We start from the raw sequence: 15,697 nt of genomic DNA, 5'->3' as shown, positions 1-15,697 counted from the left end.
TAGGGTGCCGGGGCGTCAGTCGAGGGCCGCGTCGAGCATCCGGCGTACGACGGCGGCCAGTTCGGCCGGGTCGGGGTCCGGGCGGGTGCGGGCGAGGGCGCCGACGAGCCGGTCGTGGAGGAGTCCGTCGGTCCAGGCGACGAGGAGTTCGGCGGCCTCCCGGGGCTGCCGCGCGCCCAGCTCGCCGAGGATCGCGGCGGCCCTGGCGCGGACGACCCGGCCGGCGCGCTCGAACGCGGGCCGGAGTTCGGGGGTGCGGGCGGCCTCCAGGCTGAGTTCGAAGCGGGCCAGCTGCCGCGCCCGGTCGGTGGTCAGCCAGCGGTGCAGCAGTGCGGCGGTCGCTGCGGCGACCTCGTCCCGGCCGGCCGGCGCGGCGGGGGCCGCGGGGCGGTCCGCCCGCGCGTAGTCGGCCACGTCAAGTTCGGCGAGCCGCTGGTAGCAGGCGCCGATCAGCGCGGTCCGGGTGCGGAAGTAGTACGAGGTGCTGCCCGGCGGCAGCTGCGCGGCGCCGTCGACGGCCCGGTGGGTCAGGCCGCGCAGGCCGGCGGCGGCCACCAGCCCGATCGCGGTGTCGGCGATCAGGGTGCGGCGGTCGGCGGCAGCGGTGCGCGGCCCGGGGCCCGCCGCGGAGCGGCCGGGGGCGGGGTCCGGATCGGGGGTGGACATGGCCTCACTCTACAGCTGTAGAGTGAGGTCGATCCCTCTACGGATGTAGAGGATGAGTGGCGTCCAAGGAGGACGGGACATGTCTCAGCGTCATGCGGTCGTGGCGGGTGCGGGGATCGGCGGGCTCACGGCGGCGCTCGCGCTGCACCGCCGCGGCTGGCGGGTCACCGTGTGCGAGCGGGCCTCCGGGCCGTCCGCCGCCGGGGCGGGGATCGTCCTCGCGCCCAACGCCCTGCGCGCCTTCGACGGCATCGGCTTCGACGCCGGGCGCGCCGCCGGCCGGGCCGTCCCGGCCGCGATGGGAGTGCGCCACCGGGGCGGGCGCTGGCTCAGCCGCGCCGACACCGCCGCACTGGAGGCCCGCTACGGCCGGCCCCCGCTCGCCGTGTACCGGCCGGCCCTCGCCGCCGGGTTGGCCGCCGGACTCCCCGCGGCCGCGATCCGGTACGGGGCCGCCGTCACCGGGGTCGACGGCCCCGACGGCAGCCCGCTCGTCCGCACCACCGCCGGGGAGCTCCGCGCGGACCTCGTCGTCGCCGCCGACGGCATCCACAGCACGCTGCGCCGCCGCTGCTTCCCCGACCACCCCGGGCTGCGGTACAGCGGGGAGACCGCCTGGCGCACCGTACTGCCGACCCGCGAGGTCCCGGCCGAAGCGCGGGAGGCCGGACGGCCGTCCCTACCCGCCACCGCCGAGACCTGGGGCCGCGGCGAGCGCTTCGGCCTCGTCCCGCTCGGCGACGGCGGCCTCTACCTGTACGCCACCGCCGTGGTCCCCGAGGGGTACCGGCCCGCCGACGTCCGGGCCGAACTCGTGCGCCGCTTCGGCACCTGGCACGACCCGATCCCGGCGCTGCTCGCGCGGATCGACCCGGCGGCCGTGCTCCAGCACGACCTGTACGACCTGGCCGCCCCGCTCCCCCGCTTCCACCACGGGCGGATCGCCTGGCTCGGCGACGCCGCGCACGCCATGACGCCCAACCTCGGGCAGGGCGGTTGCCAGGCCGTCGAGGACGCCGTCGTCCTGGCGCACCTCCTCGACGACGCGGCGGACGGGGCGGACGGCGTCGGCATTCCCGACGCCCTCGCCGCCTACAGCGCGGCCCGCTGCGCCCGCACGGACGCGATCCGGGTCCGGGCCCGGCGCGCGGGCCGGATGGTCGCGCAGGCCCACCCCCTCGCCGCGGCCGCCCGCGACCTCGCCGTCCGGGCCGTCCCGGCGCGCGTCCGACTGCGGGCGCTGGACGACCTGTTCGACGGATTCACCCTTCCGGACGTGCCCGTCCCGGCATAAGACCGCACGCCTCCCCGTTGACAGGGGTGTTGATCCATCGCCACCCCTCAGCGAAGGCAGGCAGGACCGCATGACGACGCACATCGACTGGGACAACCCGAAGGACCCCCGGCCGGGCTGGCAGCTCGACCACGTCAGGCAGTACGTCGAGTCGAAGGGGGCCGAGGGCCAGTTCTGGCAGGGCACCCAGACCCTTCTCCTCACCACCGTCGGCCGGGTCTCCGGCGACCCGGTGCGCACCCCGCTCATCTACGGCGAGGCCGACGGCAACTACCTCGTCGTCGCGTCCCGGGGCGGCTCCGACGAGCACCCGCTCTGGTACCGGAACCTGGTCGCGCACCCCGAGGTCCGCATCCAGGTCGGCCCGAAGATCATGCAGGGCAGGGCCCGTACGGCCACGCCCGAGGAACGCGCCGCGTACTGGCCGGTCATGGTCGGGCACTGGCCCGCGTACGACGAATACCAGGCGGGCACCGAGCGCGAGATCCCGATCGTCGTCATCGAACCGGAACCGGCGGACACTCCCGCCGCTCCCACCCGGTAGGAGCCGCGTACCCGCGCGCCCTGTCTCAGCGGCCCAACGCTGCCATCGCGGCGTTGTGGCCGGGGACCCCGCTGACGCCGCCGCCGCGCACGGCGCCGGCCCCGCACAGCAGGACGCCCGGATACGGGGTCCCCACGCCCCACCGGCCCGAGCCGAAGCCGGCACCGGCCGCGTCGTCGTCACCGGTGGCCGCGTCGTCGGCCCGGTGGGGCCAGGAGAGGTCCCGGTGGAAGATGTGTCCGCCGGGCAGGCGCAGTTCGCGTTCCAGGTCGAGCGGGGTCTTCGCCTCGATGCACGGCCGGCCGTCGGCGTCGAAGGCGAGGCAGTCGGTGATCGGCTCGGCGAGGTGCGCGTCGAGCTGGGCGAGGGTGGCGGTCAGCAGCACCTCCCGCGTGCCCTGGTTGTCCTTCTCGAACAGCCGCGCGGGCGTGTGCAGGCCGAACAGCGTCAGCGTCTGGTAGCCCTGCGCGACCAGCTCCGGTCCGAGGATCGTCGGGTCGGTCAGCGAATGGCAGTAGATCTCCGAGGGCGGTACGGAGGGCAGCTCCCCGGCGGCGGCCTCGGCGTGGGCCCGCGCCAGTTCGGCGTACCCCTCGGCGATGTGGAAGGTGCCGCCGAAGGCCTCGCGCGGGTCCACGGAGGTGTCCCGCAGCCGGGGCAGCCGCCGCAGCAGCATGTTCACCTTCAGCTGGGCGCCCTCGGCGGGAGGCGACGGCGGCTCCTGGCCGCAGAGTTCGGCCAGCGCCCGCGGGGAGGCGTTGACCAGGACGGTGCGCGCGGCGACCCGCCCCTCGCCGGTCGCCGTGCGGAAGACCACCTCGGCGGGTTCGGCCCCGGTGCCGTCCGTGTCGATGCGCAGCACCTCGTGCCCGGTCGCGAGGTGCGCCCCGGCAGCCCGTGCCGCGCCGGCCAGCGCACGGGTGAGGGAGCCCATGCCGCCGACGGGGACGTCCCAGTCGCCCGTGCCGCCGCCGATGACGTGGTACAGGAAGCAGCGGTTCTGGGCGAGGAAGGGGTCGTGGGCGTCCGCGAAGGTGCCGATGAGGCCGTCGGTGAGGACCACGCCCCGGACCAGGTCGTCGGCGAAGTACTTCTCGACGGCCTGCCCGAGGGGCTCCTCGAACAGCATCCGCCAGGCCGCGTCGTCGCCGATGCGGGCCCGCAGCTCCGCCCGGGTGGGCAGCGGCTCGGTCAGGGTGGGGAAGACCCTTTCGGCGACCTGCCGGGTCGTCCCGTAGAAGGCCCGCCAGTTGTCGTACTCCCGGTCCGAGCCGGTCAGCCTGGCGAAGGACTCCCGGGTGCGGGCCTCGTCGGCGCCGACGAGCAGCCCGCCGTGGCGGCCGCCGCGCTCGACGGGGGTGTACGAGGACACCGCGCGCCGGCGGAGTGCGAAGTCCAGCCCCAGATCGCGGACGATCTTCGACGGGAGCAGTGAGACGAGGTAGGAGTAGCGCGACAGTCGGGCGTCGACGCCGGCGAAGGGGCGGGTGGAGACCGCGGCCCCGCCGGTGTGGCCGAGCCGCTCCAGGACCAGCACCGAGCGGCCGGCCCTGGCCAGGTACGCGGCGGCCACCAGGCCGTTGTGCCCGCCGCCGACGATCACGTCGTCGTACACGTCCCGGCTGAAACCGCCTCCGCCTCCGCCGTCGTTGCCACTGCCGCCGTCGCCGTGTGCGTCCCGCCCGAAGGTCGTCATGGCTCTTGGTAGCACACCTGGGCGAGCCGCTCCAGACAGTGCGCCTCGTCGGCGTGGGCCGCGACCGTGTCCGGGTGGGTGTCGCCGAGGGAGCGCTCGCGGACGCCGGCGATCTCCCGGTAGAGCGGCAGCGCCTCGTCCCAGCGGCCCAGTCGGCCCAGACCGCCGGCGAGTTCCCGGAGGCTGACGAGGGTGTCGGGGTGTTCGGCGCCGAGCGCCCGCGCCCGGGCCGCGGCCACCTGCCGGGCCTCGTCCACCGCTTCCTCCCAGCGGTCGAGCCGGCCCAGGTTGACGCCGAGGACGTGCCGGGCGCGCAGCGTCTCCGGGTCGACGGCGCCGTACGCCCGGGTGCGGTCGCGGACCAGGCCCCGGAACAGGTCCAGGGCCTGGGCGGCGCGGCCGGTGCGGCCGAGCGCGATGCCGACCTCGTAGCGGGCGGCGAGGGTGTCGGGATGGTCGCGTCCGATCACCCGTTCCCGGGCGGCGGCCACCTGGCGGAAGCCTTCGAGGGCCTCCTCCCAGCGTTCGAGGCGGCCCAGCGCGTACGCCGCCTCGTACCGGGTCAGCAGGGTGTCCGGGTGCTCGGCGCCCAGGACGACCGCCCGGTCGGCGGCGGTCTCGGCGGCGGCGTGGTGGGCCTCGGCGTGCCGGCCCAGCGCCCCGAGGGCGCAGGCCAGGTTGTGGCGGCAGTGCAGGGTGTCGCGGTGGAGCGGCCCCATGCTGCGCTCGCGGCCGACGAGCACCGCGCGGTACACGTCGTACGCCTCCTGGTGGCGGCCGAGCCGGCCCAGTTCGTACGCGGCCTCCTGGCGCGCGGCGAGGGTGTCGGGGTGGTCGGCGCCGAGGAGCCGGGTACGGCCGTGGGCGACGGCCTCGTAGGTGGCGAGCGCCTCCTCGGGGCGGCCGGCCCGGCTGAGGGCGAAGGCGCGGGCGTGGCCGGCGGCGAGCGCGGCGGCGGAGCCGGTGTCGGCGTCGAAGCCGTCGGCGCCGAGCGCGTCGAGGCCCGTGCCGATGCCGATGCCGGCCGTGACCGTACCCGCGGCCGTGGCGGGGCCGGCGACGTCGAAGCCCGTGGCTCGGGGCACCCCGTACGGGGCGGTGAGCCGGGGGTCCTCCGACGCGGCGGGCCGCAGGATCCGGTGCGCGCCGCTCGTGCGCGCCGCCGTCCAGGAGCCGGTGAGCACGGCCCATTCGCCGCTCGCCGGGCGGGCCTCGGTGCCGGCCTTGCGGCCCGCGGTCATGCCCTGCGCCCAGGCGGGCAGCGGCGGGGCCTGGCCGACCGGGGGCAGCCCGGCGCGCAGCCGGTCCTCCACGAGCCGGCGGTGCAGGTCCCGGGCGTCGCCGGGGCGGTCGTCGGGGCACTTGGCCAGCAGCTCCAGCACGACCCGGTCGAAGTACTCGGGCAGCTCCGGGCGGTGCCGGCGCGGCGGCACGGGCACGTTGTCGCGGTGCCCGACCAGCACCGACCAGGAGTCGCCGAGGTCGAAGGGCGGGGCCCCGGTGGCGATCTCGTACAGGACGCAGCCGAGGGAGTACAGGTCGCTGCGGTGGTCGAGCTCGCCGCCGGCGATCTGCTCGGGCGACATGTAGTGCGGGGTGCCCATGGCCATGCCGCCGCCGGTGAGCTTGGCGGTGAAGCCGATGTCGTGTGCGAGGCGGGCGATGCCGAAGTCGCAGATCTTCACCGTGCCGTCGGTGAGCCGCATGATGTTGGCGGGCTTGAGGTCGCGGTGGACGACGCCCTGGGCGTGGGTGTACCCGAGGGCGGCGGCGAGCTGCTCGGCGATGTCGACGACCACGTCGACGGGGAGCGGGCTCGCCTGGTTCTCCTCCATCAGCTGGCTGAGGTTGCGGCCGTCGAGGAGCTCCATGACCAGGTAGAGCGGTCCCCCGGCGGCGCTGTCGTCGCCGAAGTCGTGGATGACGGTGACCCCCCGGTGCTGGAGGGAGGCGGCGACGCGGGCCTCGCGGCGGAAGCGCTCGCGCAGGACCTGGGTGAAGTGGTTGTCCCGTTCGGCACCGAGCGGTTTGAGACATTTGACGGCGACGTGCCGGCCGAGGGACTCGTCCCGGGCGCGCCACACTTCGCCCATGCCGCCGCGCCCGATCAGATCGAGCGACCGGTACCGGCCCTGGATCAGTCTGGACTCCGCCATGTCTTAAAGCCGCCCCCGTTGTCGTGCTACGTCCTACGCCCTCCCCGGCCGGTCAAGTATGGCCGCTGATGTGCGCAGTGTGTACGCAGAGGGACGACTCCCGGGGCCCATGCGCCGCATCGCGTTCAAGATGTGACCTGGAGGCAGCTGCCAGCGCAGACCTGCGGGAATGCTGCGCAGCAGGGTACCGGTGAGGCGCAGGCGCCGGGTGACGGTCCGCGGGGGCGGCGCGGGCCGGCCGTACAGCCGGTGCGCGTGGCCGGGGAGGGTTCCGTAGGCGAGCGCGGCGACCGGACCCCACAGCAGTTTTCGGCCAGGTAGGAGCAGGGCGGGGACGGGCGGGCCGCGCAGGAAGTCGTCCACGGCGCGGGCGTCGGCGCCGACGGCGAGCACCGGCCGCACCCGTTCGAAGTACGCGGCGAGGGCGCGCGTGTCGGCGGGGACGGTGTCGGGGTCGAGGCCGACGAGGCGTGCGCTCACCCGGTTCTCGTCGACGTAGCGGTCGGCCTGGGCGGCCGTCAGGGGCACGCCGGAGCGGCGCAGGACGTGCAGGAAGCTGTCGATCTGCGCACAGTGCACCCACATCAGCAGGTCGGGGTCGTCGACGGGGAACCGCTCGCCGGTGACGGGGTCGGTGGCGGACAGCGCCCGGTGGATCCGGCGGACCCGGGCCCCGGCGGCTTCGGCGGCCTCGGTGGTGCCGTAGGTGACGGTTCCGACGAAGTCGGCGGTGCGCAGCAGTCGCCCCCAGGCGTCGTTGCGGAAGTCCGAATTGGCCATGACGGCGCGGACGGCGCGCGGGTGCAGGGCCTGGAGGTAGAGCGCCCGGACTCCGGCGATCCACATGACCGGATCGCCGTGGCACTGCCAGGTGACGGACTCGGGCCCGTAGAGCCCGGGATCGGCGGCGCCGCTCATCCCCTGCCTCCCTGTCGGCCGGCCCCGCACGGTGTGCGCGGGCGACGGACCCGCCGGTGACGAGCCTGCCACTGCGGGGGTCCCGGGCGCCATGGGGCGTCCCTCCGCCGCAGGGACCGCGGGCTGCGACAATTCACCCATAACGGGGACGGAGCGGGAACCAGCCGGAAGAAGGCGGTGCGAGGACATGTCCGAGGTATCCGAGGGACCCGTCAGGGTGTTCGTCGTCGACGACCACGAGCTGGTGCGGCGCGGGCTGTACGACCTCCTCGACGCCGAGCCGGACATCACCGTCGTGGGCGACGCCGCCACCGCCGCGCAGGCGCTGGCCCGCGGCCCGGCGCTGCGACCCGACGTCGCCGTGCTCGACGTACGGCTTCCGGACGGGGACGGCGTCACGGTCTGCCGGGAGCTGCGCTCGCGCGTGCCGGGCCTCGCCTGCCTGATGCTGACCTCCTTCGACGACGAGGAGGCACTGCTGGACGCGGTCATGGCCGGGGCCGCCGGGTACGTCCTGAAGCAGATCAACGGCTCCGACCTGCTCTCCGCTGTGCGGGCGGTGGCCGGCGGACGGTCCATGCTGGATCCGGCGACCACCGCACGCCTGATGAGCGCGCTGCGCGGCCCGGAGCCGCAGGAGCAGCCCGCCGACCCGCGGCTGGCGGGCCTGTCGGAGCGGGAACGGGCCGTGCTGGACCTGATCGGCGAGGGCCTCACCAACCGGCAGATCGCCAAGCGGCTGTACCTGTCGGAGAAGACGGTGAAGAACCACATCTCCCGCCTGCTGGGCAAGCTGGGTGTCGAGCGCCGCGTCCAGGCGGCCGTGATCGCCGCCGAGGTCCGGGAGCACGAGGCCGGCCCTCCGGCCCACTGACGGGGCCGGGATCGGGGCCGGGCCGGGGCCGGATCGGGGCCGGGCCGGGGCCGGATCGGGGCCGGGGTCGAGGTCAGGGCCGGGCGACGCAGGCTCGCGGCGGCACGGAGGTCAGGGCGGGGTGACGGGGACCTGCCAGTGCAGACGGGTACCGCGCCGCCCGTCGGGGCGCGCGCCGGCGGTCATGTGGCCGCCGAGCCGCTCGGCGCGTTCCGCGAGGTTGCGCAGCCCGCTGCGGCGGCCCTGCCCGGCCGCGTCCGGCAGGCCGACGCCGTCGTCGGTCACCGTGACGGTGAGGACCCCTCCGGCCAGGGCGACCGCGACCTGCGCCGCCGTGGCGCGGGCGTGCCGGGCGACGTTGGCGAGGGCCTCCCCGACCACCGCGAGGACGTCCCGGGCCACGTCCGCCGGCACGTCGGTGTCGATGAGCCCCTCCATGAGCAGCGCCGGGGCGAAGCCGAGGACCCGCGCGGCCTCGTCCACGGCCGTGAGCAGTCCCTGCCGCAGCCTCCGCGGGTCGCCCGGGCCGGCCGGGGGGCCGGACCCCGCGCCCCCGGCGGTGCGGGGCTCGCCCTCCCGCAGGCCGAAGATCGTCGACCGGATGATCTTGATGGTGGTGTCGAGGTCGTCCACGGCCCGCGCCAGCCGCTCGGCGGCCTGCGGGTGGTCGACGAACCGCTGGACGCTCTGCAGGGTCATGCCGGTGGCGAAGAGCCGCTGGATCGCCAGGTCGTGCAGGTCACGGGCGATCCGGTCGTGGTCCTCCAGCAGGCTCAGCTGCTCGGCGTCCCGGCGCCTCCCGGCGAGCTCCAGGGCGAGGGCCGCCTGCCCGGCGAACCCCGGGAGCGCGGCGACCTCGACGGCCGCGAAGCCCGGGCGCCCGCGCGACCGGGCCAGGACGAGGACGCCGCTGCGCTTCTCCTCCGTACCGACGGTGACGGCGACGGCCGGGCCGATGCCCGCCCAGTGCTCCGGCCGCACGGTGATCCGCCCGTCCGTCCCGGCGTCCGCGACGCCGACGAGGCCCTCGCCGGCCAGCGCGGCCGCCGCGAGGGTTCCGCCGGTGCCCGGCAGGACGGTCCCGCGGTGCGCCTCTGCGCCCTCCCCGAGGGCGAGCGAGCCGCGCAGCTCCCCCGCGGGGCCGAGGAGGTAGAACACGCCGAGGTCGGCGCCGGTGATGTCCTTGGCCCGGGCCAGCAGGCCTTCGAGGACCTCGTCCTCGGGGGCTCCGGACAGCAGGCCGCTGGTGATGTCGGTGCCGGCCTCCAGCCAGCGCTCGCGCAGCCGGACCTCCTCGAAGAGGCGGGCGTTCTCGATGGCGATGCCGGCCGCCACGGCGAGCGTGGACAGCACGGCCTCGTCCTCCGCGTCGAACTCGGCCCCGCCGTGCTTCTCGGTGAGGTACAGGTTCCCGAAGACCTCGTCGCGGACCCGGATCGGGACCCCGAGGAACGAGTGCATCGGCGGATGGTGGGGCGGGAAGCCGTACGAGGCGGGGTGCTCGGACAGCTCGGACAGGCGCAGCGGCTGCGGGTGGCGGATGAGCTCGCCGAGGATGCCGTGGCCGGACGGCAGGGCGCCGATGCGGGTCCGCAGTTCGTCGCTGACGCCGACGGGGAGGAACTCGGCGAGCCGCTTGTCGCCGCCGATCACGCCCAGGGCCCCGTACTCCGCGTCGACGAGGACGACGGCGGCTTCGACGATGCCGCGCAGGACCTGCGGCAGGTCCAGCCCCCGGCCCACCGCCATCACGGCCTCCAGGAGCCCGTGCAGCCGGTCCCTGGTCCCCCTGGCCTCGTCGATGCGGGACTGGAGCTCGTCGAGCAGTTCGTCCAGCCTCAGTCCCGGAACCCTGCTCCGGGGGGCGCCGGCCCGGTCGTCCGCCTCGCCCATGGCCCACCTCCAGCCGCCGGCTCCGGCGGGAAGGGCACCGCCTCCTTCACCGTAGCCCGGCCCGGCCCGCGGGCGGCGGCAGCGGCGCCGGAGGGGTCCGTTCGGCCCCTCGATCGTGCCCTCCGCCGCCCCCGCGGTGACGGTCCGCGCGGACGAGCCGGCGGCCCACGCGGCCCGGCTGATGGCCCGCCGCGGGGTGCAGCGGTTGCCCGTCGTGGACGTGGAGGACCGCCTCGTCGGCATCCTCACCCGCCGGGACCTGCTGCGCCTGTTCCTCCGGCCGGATGCCGAGATCCGCGGCCGCGTCGTCAGGGAGGTGCTGGACGAGGCCCTGGGCCTGCCGTCCGCGGCCGTCGACGTCCACGTCGTCCACGGGGTCGTCGCCCTGGAGGGCAGGGTGGAGCGGCAGAGCCAGCTCCGGTTGCTACGGGGCCTGGTCGAACGGCTCGACGGGGTCGTGGCGGTCGTCTCACACGTCACCGCGCACCACGACGACACGGCCGGCCGCCACGCCCTGGCCTGGTGACCCGTACCGGCAGGGAGAGACGCGGGAGGGGAAGGAAAACGAGAGGGGGTGGAGAGAGCCCGCCCGCTTCTCGCGGAACCCGATTGTGTGGTGCGCGGCACGGGGGCCGCTTCTCCGCATCCTCAGTATGTGGGCTCTCTCCGCACTTTCATGGAAGCACTCCGGGGCCCGGCGCGCCAGGGCCGACCGGTCCCCGGAGGGGCCGCTCGGCCCCTCCCGCGGCCGCGGGCGCGCGACGCAGCCTGGCTACAGCGCAGTACCCGACACGACAGGAGCAGTCCCGTGACCGCACCACTGATCGGCTCCGCAGAAGCCGCCCTGTTCGTCGGCGACGCCGTCACCGCGCCCTCGATGCACAACGCCCAGCCCTGGCGGTTCGTCCTCCGCCGGGCCACCGGCACCATCGAGCTGTACGGGGACCCCCGCCGGGCCATGCACCGGGCGGACCCGGACCACCGCGCCCTCCACCTCGGCTGCGCCGCAGCCCTGTTCAACCTGCGCGTCTCCGCAGCCCACCACGGCCGGCCGGCCGTCGTACGGCTGCTGCCGGACGCTTCCGACCCCTGGCTGCTGGCCGAGGCCGCCTTCACCGGGACCGCCGGCGACGACGAGGACCTGGCCGCGCTGTACCCCGCGCTGCGCAGGCGCCGGACGTGCCGCTTCCCGTTCGACGACGAGCCGGTCCCGGACGCGCTGGTGGACGGGCTGCGGGCGGCCGCCCTGCTGGAGGGCTGCCGCCTGGACGTACCGGACCCGTGGCACGTCGACACCCTGCTCGGGCTGGTCCGCGACGCGGAGCAGCGCGAGGAGATCGATCCCGGGGTGCGGGCCGAGACGGCCGCCTGGACCTACGACACCGACGAACCCGCAACCGCGGGCGCGGGCGCGGGCACAGGTACAGGTACGCGTAGGGGCGCCGCCGGCGGACGGCCGCGCCGCGACGGCATCCCGGCCGCCGCCTTCGGCCCGCGCAGCACGGGCGGGACCGCGACCGTACGGGACTTCGGCCGGGCCAGGCCGGTGGCCGGCCGCGGCCGGGCCGCCTTCGAGGAGCGCCCGCAGCTGGTCCTGCTGTCCACGCCGGGGGACGCGCCCGCCGACTGGCTGCGCGCGGGACAGGCCCTGGAACGCGTCCTGTTGCAGGCGACCGCCGACGGCCTGGCCACGTCCATGACCTCCCAGCCGCTGGAATGGCCCGAACTGCGCTGGCCGGCCCGCAACCCGGTCGCCGGTACCGGCCACGTCCAGATGGTCGTCCGGCTGGGCTACGGCCCGCAGGGCCCGGGCACGCCCCGCCGCGCGGTCGCGGAGGTCCTGCACGTCCTGTGACGCAGACACCCCTCGACTCCGCCCCGTGACGGGAGTTCGGCCTTCCGTATCCGTGTGCTCCCGATAGGCTTTTCGCCGGTCGAGTACAAGGAGAGCCGGTTCATGGTGGGGGATTCGTTGTCCCAGATGCCGAAGATGCGTCTGGACGAGCTGCTCGACGAGCTCCAGGCGCGGATCGACGCCGCCCGTGGCACGCGCGACCGCGTGCACAGCCTCCTGGAAGCGGTCGTGTCGGTGGGGCGGGAGTTGGAGCTCTCCCAGGTCCTGCGCCGCATCGTGGAGGCCGGCGCCCTGCTCGTGGACGCCGAGTACGGTGCCCTCGGCGTCATCGGCCCGGACGGCAGGACGCTCTCGCAGTTCCTGACGGTCGGCCTGTCCGACGCGGAGATCGCCCGGATCGGGCCGCTGCCGGCCGGCCACGGCCTGCTCGGCGAGGTGATCCGGCATCCGGAGCCTCTGCGGCTGGCCGATCTCGGCGGGCACCCGTCCTCGCACGGTTTCCCCGCCCACCACCCGCCGATGCGCACCTTCCTGGGGGTGCCGATCCGGGTGCGGGAGGAGGTGTTCGGGAACCTCTACCTCACCGACAAGCGGGGCGGCCAGGAGTTCGACACGGAGGACGAGTCGGTCATCACCACGCTGTCGGTGGCCGCCGGTGTCGCCATCGACAACGCCCGCCTCTACGAGGGCTCCCAGCGCCAGCAGCACTGGCTGCGGGCCAATGCCGAGATCACCGGGAGCCTGCTGTCCGGGAGTTCGCGCACCGAGGTGCTCCAGCTCATCGCGCGCCGGGCGCAGGACATCACCGGTGCGCAGGCCGCGGAGATCGCCACCGCGCTGCCCGGGACCGACGGGCTGCTGGTGGAGGTGGCCACGGGGGCCGGGGCCGAGGCCCGCCAGGGACTGGTCCTGCCCTTGGCGGGGACGATGGTGGGGGCCGCGCACACCGAGGGCGCCCCGGTGTCGAGCCCGCGGACCGCCACCGACCGGAGGTTCGAGGCGGATTCGGCGCAGGCCCGCACCGAGGGTCCGGCGGTGGCGGTGCCCCTGGGGACGGGCGGCGCGCCCGCGCGGGGCGTGCTGTTCCTCGCCCGGGCGGCGGGGGAGCCGGTGTTCAGCGACGGCGAGCTGGAGCCGCTGCTGGCGTTCGCCGGGCAGGCGGCGCTCGGCCTGGAGCTGGCGGACCGGCGGCGGGACGCCGAGCAGATCGCCCTGCTGGAGGAGCGCGACCGCATCGCCCGGGACCTCCATGACCTGGCCATCCAGCGGCTGTTCGCCACCGGAATGACCTTGCAGAGCGCGGCCCGCCTGGTGGAGCACGGCGGGGCGGCGCAGCGGCTCGGCCGGGCCGTGGACGACCTCGACGAAACCATCAAGATCATCCGGTCGACCATCTTCGGGCTGCGCACCAAGGACCGGGACGGTGCGGGCGGTGCGGGCCTGCGCGCCCGTGCGGCGCGGGCCGTCGGCGAGGCCGCGACCGTGCTCGGGCACCCGCCGCGGCTGAGCATGGAGGGCCTGCTGGACACCGACGTACCCCACGACGTGGCCGACCACGTCGTGGCCGTGCTCGGGGAGCTGCTCAGCAACGCGGCCCGGCACGCGCACGCCAGCCGGGTCGGGGTGTCGCTCAGGGCCGGCGGGGGCGAGGTCGTGCTGTCCGTGTCGGACAACGGCGTGGGCATCCCGGAGCAGGGCCGCCGCAGCGGTCTGGCCAACCTGGACGAGCGGGCCCGCAGCGTCGGCGGTGCGTTCCTGATCGAATCGCCGTCCGAGGGCGGCAGCCGGCTCGTGTGGCGGGCCCCGCTGCACCGGGACCCGGCGTCGGCGGGGCTCGCCTGATCAGCCGGACCCGGCGCACGGCGCCGCGCCCGGCTCCACCAGGGCCGCGTACGGCGATCCGGCCGCGCCCGGCGGCGGGGCCGCGGCGTGTTCCAGCCGGAAGCCGGTGACCAGGTCCGGCCGGATGCGTACGACGCGGCAGGGCTCCGGGCCGAGCACCCAGGGCCGCAGCCGGTCCTCGTACGCGGCCGCCTGCGCGGGGTCGGTCACCGGGCGGGCGTAGCCGGTGACCACGACGCTCCAGCCGAGGCGGGTGCGGGCGTCGATGTCGTCGGTCTCGTAGGCGACGACGACGCCCGCGCCGTCGCAGGGCGCCGCCAGCGCGGCGAGCGCACCGCCGTCGTGCACCCGGAGGACGATGTCCTCGCCGTCCAGGAGGTGGTTCACGGGGCGCACCGCGGGGAGCGCGTGCCGGGTGAAGACGACCCGTCCCAGGGGCACCGTCCCGAGCAGGCTCAGGGCCTCGCCGCGGTCCAGGGGCCGCATGCGCCGCGCGCCCTCCCCGCCCACTTCGTGTTCCATCATGCGCACCTGCGGTCCGAAGGAGATCGATCTGCTGCGTACTGTGCTCATACGTGAACCAGCAGCGTCGCCCGGACCGTGGGCGCCGCACCAGGGCCGAACGGTCCACTCCGGGCTCGTCACCAGCCGCAGTACAGCACCCGGTCCGCGCCGACCACCCGCAGCGACTTGGCCAGCAGCGGCGGCACGCCCTGGAGCAGGAGCCGCGCCCCGGTGCGCGCGCACCGCCGGTGCAGGCGCAGGAACATGTCGATGCCCGAGGTGTCGCAGAACGCGAGCCCGGACAGGTCCAGGACCACTTCCCCGCCCCCGTCGGCGACCCGCGCGAGTCTCGGTTCGACGGCCGCGACCGTGTGGACGTCCAGCTCGCCCACGACGGCGACGCCCGCCCCGTACTCGTCCCGTACGACCGTCCTGAGCGCGATCATCGTCCTGCCCATGCGTCCTCTCCCCTCCTGCGTCACCGCGGCCGGCCGCGCCCCTTCGGGGTGGCGGTCCGGTCGCCTCCACCCCATCAGTCGCGCAGGCGGGGGCGTAAGGTCCGCATGCCCCGCACCAAGGGCCGAAGGTCCCGAAGTCCGGGATTCGGGTCGCATTGCGGTCGGTACCGCGCTAACGGAAGGGGCCGATCGGCCCTGTCGGACGACCCACCGCCGGTGCAGGATGCGAGGGCGCGGGTACGCCCGGTACACGCCCGACCGAGGAGCAGCAGATGACCGACAGTGGTGTCACCCACCCGGCGGAGGAGCCGATCAGCGTCTTCCTCCTCGACGACCACGAGGTCGTCCGCCGGGGCGTGCACGACCTGCTGGAGGCGGAGCCTGACATCCGTGTGGTGGGCGAGGCGTCCACGGCGGAGCAGGCACTGGTCCGGGTGCCGGCGCTGCGCCCGCGGGTGGCGGTGCTCGACGTACGGCTCCAGGACGGCGACGGCGTCTCCGTCTGCCGCGAACTGCGCTCCCGGATGCCGGAGCTGGCCTGCCTGATGCTGACGTCGTTCGACGACGAGGAGGCGCTGCTCGACGCCATCATGGCCGGCGCCTCCGGCTACGTCCTCAAGCAGATCAGCGGCACCGACCTGGTGACCGCCGTCCGCACGGTGGCCTCGGGCAAGTCGATGCTCGACCCCGGCGCCACCGCCCGGGTCATGGCCCGGATGCGGGGCGAGGTCCCGCAGGAGGAGCAGGTGCCGGGCCTGCCCGGGTTCACGGACCGGGAGAAGGAGATCCTGGTGCTGGTCAGCGAGGGCCTGACGAACCGTGAGATCGGCAAGCGGCTCTACCTCGCCGAGAAGACGGTCAAGAACATCGTCTCGCGCCTGTTCATCAAGCTCGGCGTCGACCGGCGCGTCCAGGCCGCCGTGATCGCCAGCCACACCCTCGTCCCGTCCAGCCGCCAGCCGGGCCGCCCCGCCTGACGGCGCGGGCCGCGCGGCCC

At 75.6% G+C, this 15,697-nt stretch carries 14 protein-coding genes; 7 read left to right on the top strand and 7 right to left on the bottom strand.

The features are described from left to right. Positions 1-15: 15 nt before the first annotated feature. The gene (locus tag ACSHWO_RS30260; RefSeq protein ID WP_361090235.1) at positions 16-666 is read right to left on the bottom strand and encodes a TetR/AcrR family transcriptional regulator; all 651 of its coding nucleotides are present in this window, start codon (positions 664-666) and stop codon (positions 16-18) included. A 79-nt stretch (positions 667-745) separates the two neighbouring features. Between ACSHWO_RS30260 and ACSHWO_RS30255 the strand changes: the two genes are divergently transcribed. Beyond that, positions 746-1,960 (top strand): FAD-dependent monooxygenase, encoded by a 1,215-nt coding sequence (locus ACSHWO_RS30255; protein WP_438316839.1) that lies wholly within the window; start codon positions 746-748, stop codon positions 1,958-1,960. Between the two features lie 70 nt (positions 1,961-2,030). Next, the gene (locus ACSHWO_RS30250) at positions 2,031-2,504 is read left to right on the top strand and encodes a nitroreductase family deazaflavin-dependent oxidoreductase (protein WP_385834461.1); all 474 of its coding nucleotides are present in this window, start codon (positions 2,031-2,033) and stop codon (positions 2,502-2,504) included. Positions 2,505-2,529: 25 nt separating this feature from the next. On the opposite strand, the gene ACSHWO_RS30245 is transcribed toward ACSHWO_RS30250, so the two are convergent. The 3 genes from ACSHWO_RS30245 to ACSHWO_RS30235 form a co-directional block, all read right to left on the bottom strand. After that, complete coding sequence (locus tag ACSHWO_RS30245; RefSeq protein WP_438319312.1) at positions 2,530-4,119, bottom strand: phytoene desaturase family protein; 1,590 nt, start codon at positions 4,117-4,119, stop codon at positions 2,530-2,532. Positions 4,120-4,196: 77 nt separating this feature from the next. Next, positions 4,197-6,356 (bottom strand): serine/threonine-protein kinase, encoded by a 2,160-nt coding sequence (locus ACSHWO_RS30240; protein WP_361090226.1) that lies wholly within the window; start codon positions 6,354-6,356, stop codon positions 4,197-4,199. A gap of 33 nt (positions 6,357-6,389) precedes the next feature. Continuing rightward, positions 6,390-7,274 carry an oxygenase MpaB family protein gene (locus tag ACSHWO_RS30235; RefSeq protein ID WP_385834477.1) on the bottom strand — a complete coding sequence of 295 codons (885 nt, stop codon included), beginning with the start codon at positions 7,272-7,274 and terminating at the stop codon, positions 6,390-6,392. Between the two features lie 187 nt (positions 7,275-7,461). Between ACSHWO_RS30235 and ACSHWO_RS30230 the strand changes: the two genes are divergently transcribed. Then, entirely contained in the window at positions 7,462-8,148 is a 687-nt protein-coding gene (locus ACSHWO_RS30230) for a response regulator (RefSeq protein WP_385834489.1), read from the top strand. 111 nt (positions 8,149-8,259) lie between these two features. Here ACSHWO_RS30230 and ACSHWO_RS30225 read toward each other — a convergent pair whose 3' ends face one another. Further along, the gene (locus ACSHWO_RS30225) at positions 8,260-10,041 is read right to left on the bottom strand and encodes a sensor histidine kinase (protein WP_438316834.1); all 1,782 of its coding nucleotides are present in this window, start codon (positions 10,039-10,041) and stop codon (positions 8,260-8,262) included. Positions 10,042-10,156: 115 nt separating this feature from the next. Between ACSHWO_RS30225 and ACSHWO_RS30220 the strand changes: the two genes are divergently transcribed. The 3 genes from ACSHWO_RS30220 to ACSHWO_RS30210 all read left to right on the top strand — a co-directional run bounded on the left by ACSHWO_RS30220 (position 10,157) and on the right by ACSHWO_RS30210 (position 13,738). Next, on the top strand, positions 10,157-10,567 hold the full coding sequence (locus tag ACSHWO_RS30220; RefSeq protein ID WP_438316831.1) for a CBS domain-containing protein: 411 nt from the start codon (positions 10,157-10,159) through the stop codon (positions 10,565-10,567). A 282-nt stretch (positions 10,568-10,849) separates the two neighbouring features. Then, positions 10,850-11,896, top strand: a complete 1,047-nt coding sequence (locus ACSHWO_RS30215) for a nitroreductase family protein (RefSeq protein ID WP_438316827.1) — start codon at positions 10,850-10,852, stop codon at positions 11,894-11,896. A 126-nt stretch (positions 11,897-12,022) separates the two neighbouring features. Next, positions 12,023-13,738 (top strand): GAF domain-containing protein, encoded by a 1,716-nt coding sequence (locus ACSHWO_RS30210; RefSeq protein ID WP_438316824.1) that lies wholly within the window; start codon positions 12,023-12,025, stop codon positions 13,736-13,738. Here the strand turns inward: ACSHWO_RS30210 and ACSHWO_RS30205 are convergent, their stop codons facing one another. Together ACSHWO_RS30205 and ACSHWO_RS30200 are read right to left on the bottom strand one after the other, a co-directional pair. Beyond that, positions 13,739-14,263 carry a pyridoxamine 5'-phosphate oxidase family protein gene (locus ACSHWO_RS30205; RefSeq protein WP_385835020.1) on the bottom strand — a complete coding sequence of 175 codons (525 nt, stop codon included), beginning with the start codon at positions 14,261-14,263 and terminating at the stop codon, positions 13,739-13,741. It abuts the gene before it with no gap. Between the two features lie 116 nt (positions 14,264-14,379). After that, complete coding sequence (locus tag ACSHWO_RS30200; RefSeq protein ID WP_361090206.1) at positions 14,380-14,700, bottom strand: STAS domain-containing protein; 321 nt, start codon at positions 14,698-14,700, stop codon at positions 14,380-14,382. A 272-nt stretch (positions 14,701-14,972) separates the two neighbouring features. Here ACSHWO_RS30200 and ACSHWO_RS30195 point away from each other — a divergent pair, with 272 nt between their 5' ends. Beyond that, positions 14,973-15,677 carry a response regulator transcription factor gene (locus tag ACSHWO_RS30195; protein WP_361090203.1) on the top strand — a complete coding sequence of 235 codons (705 nt, stop codon included), beginning with the start codon at positions 14,973-14,975 and terminating at the stop codon, positions 15,675-15,677. The last annotated feature ends 20 nt before the right edge of the window (positions 15,678-15,697 follow it).

It is taken from the genome of Streptomyces pallidus (ex Mingjun et al. 2026), assembly GCF_051550185.1.
In the GTDB taxonomy this organism is placed as follows: Bacteria; Actinomycetota; Actinomycetes; order Streptomycetales; family Streptomycetaceae; genus Streptomyces.
The sequence above is the reverse complement of the archived record's forward strand: the minus strand, read 5'-3'. Positions and strand labels throughout refer to the sequence as shown.

What these genes read in the sequence shown, in the direction of transcription:
- ACSHWO_RS30205 (WP_385835020.1), bottom strand. Translation starts at nt 14,263, where the DNA reads ATGATGGAACACGAAGTGGGCGGGGAGGGCGCGCGGCGCATGCGGCCC.
- ACSHWO_RS30255 (WP_438316839.1), top strand. Translation starts at nt 746, where the DNA reads ATGTCTCAGCGTCATGCGGTCGTGGCGGGTGCGGGGATCGGCGGGCTC.
- ACSHWO_RS30230 (WP_385834489.1), top strand. Translation starts at nt 7,462, where the DNA reads ATGTCCGAGGTATCCGAGGGACCCGTCAGGGTGTTCGTCGTCGACGAC.
- ACSHWO_RS30260 (WP_361090235.1), bottom strand. Translation starts at nt 666, where the DNA reads ATGTCCACCCCCGATCCGGACCCCGCCCCCGGCCGCTCCGCGGCGGGC.
- ACSHWO_RS30250 (WP_385834461.1), top strand. Translation starts at nt 2,031, where the DNA reads ATGACGACGCACATCGACTGGGACAACCCGAAGGACCCCCGGCCGGGC.
- ACSHWO_RS30225 (WP_438316834.1), bottom strand. Translation starts at nt 10,041, where the DNA reads ATGGGCGAGGCGGACGACCGGGCCGGCGCCCCCCGGAGCAGGGTTCCG.
- ACSHWO_RS30240 (WP_361090226.1), bottom strand. Translation starts at nt 6,356, where the DNA reads ATGGCGGAGTCCAGACTGATCCAGGGCCGGTACCGGTCGCTCGATCTG.
- ACSHWO_RS30235 (WP_385834477.1), bottom strand. Translation starts at nt 7,274, where the DNA reads ATGAGCGGCGCCGCCGATCCCGGGCTCTACGGGCCCGAGTCCGTCACC.
- ACSHWO_RS30210 (WP_438316824.1), top strand. Translation starts at nt 12,023, where the DNA reads ATGCCGAAGATGCGTCTGGACGAGCTGCTCGACGAGCTCCAGGCGCGG.
- ACSHWO_RS30200 (WP_361090206.1), bottom strand. Translation starts at nt 14,700, where the DNA reads ATGGGCAGGACGATGATCGCGCTCAGGACGGTCGTACGGGACGAGTAC.
- ACSHWO_RS30195 (WP_361090203.1), top strand. Translation starts at nt 14,973, where the DNA reads ATGACCGACAGTGGTGTCACCCACCCGGCGGAGGAGCCGATCAGCGTC.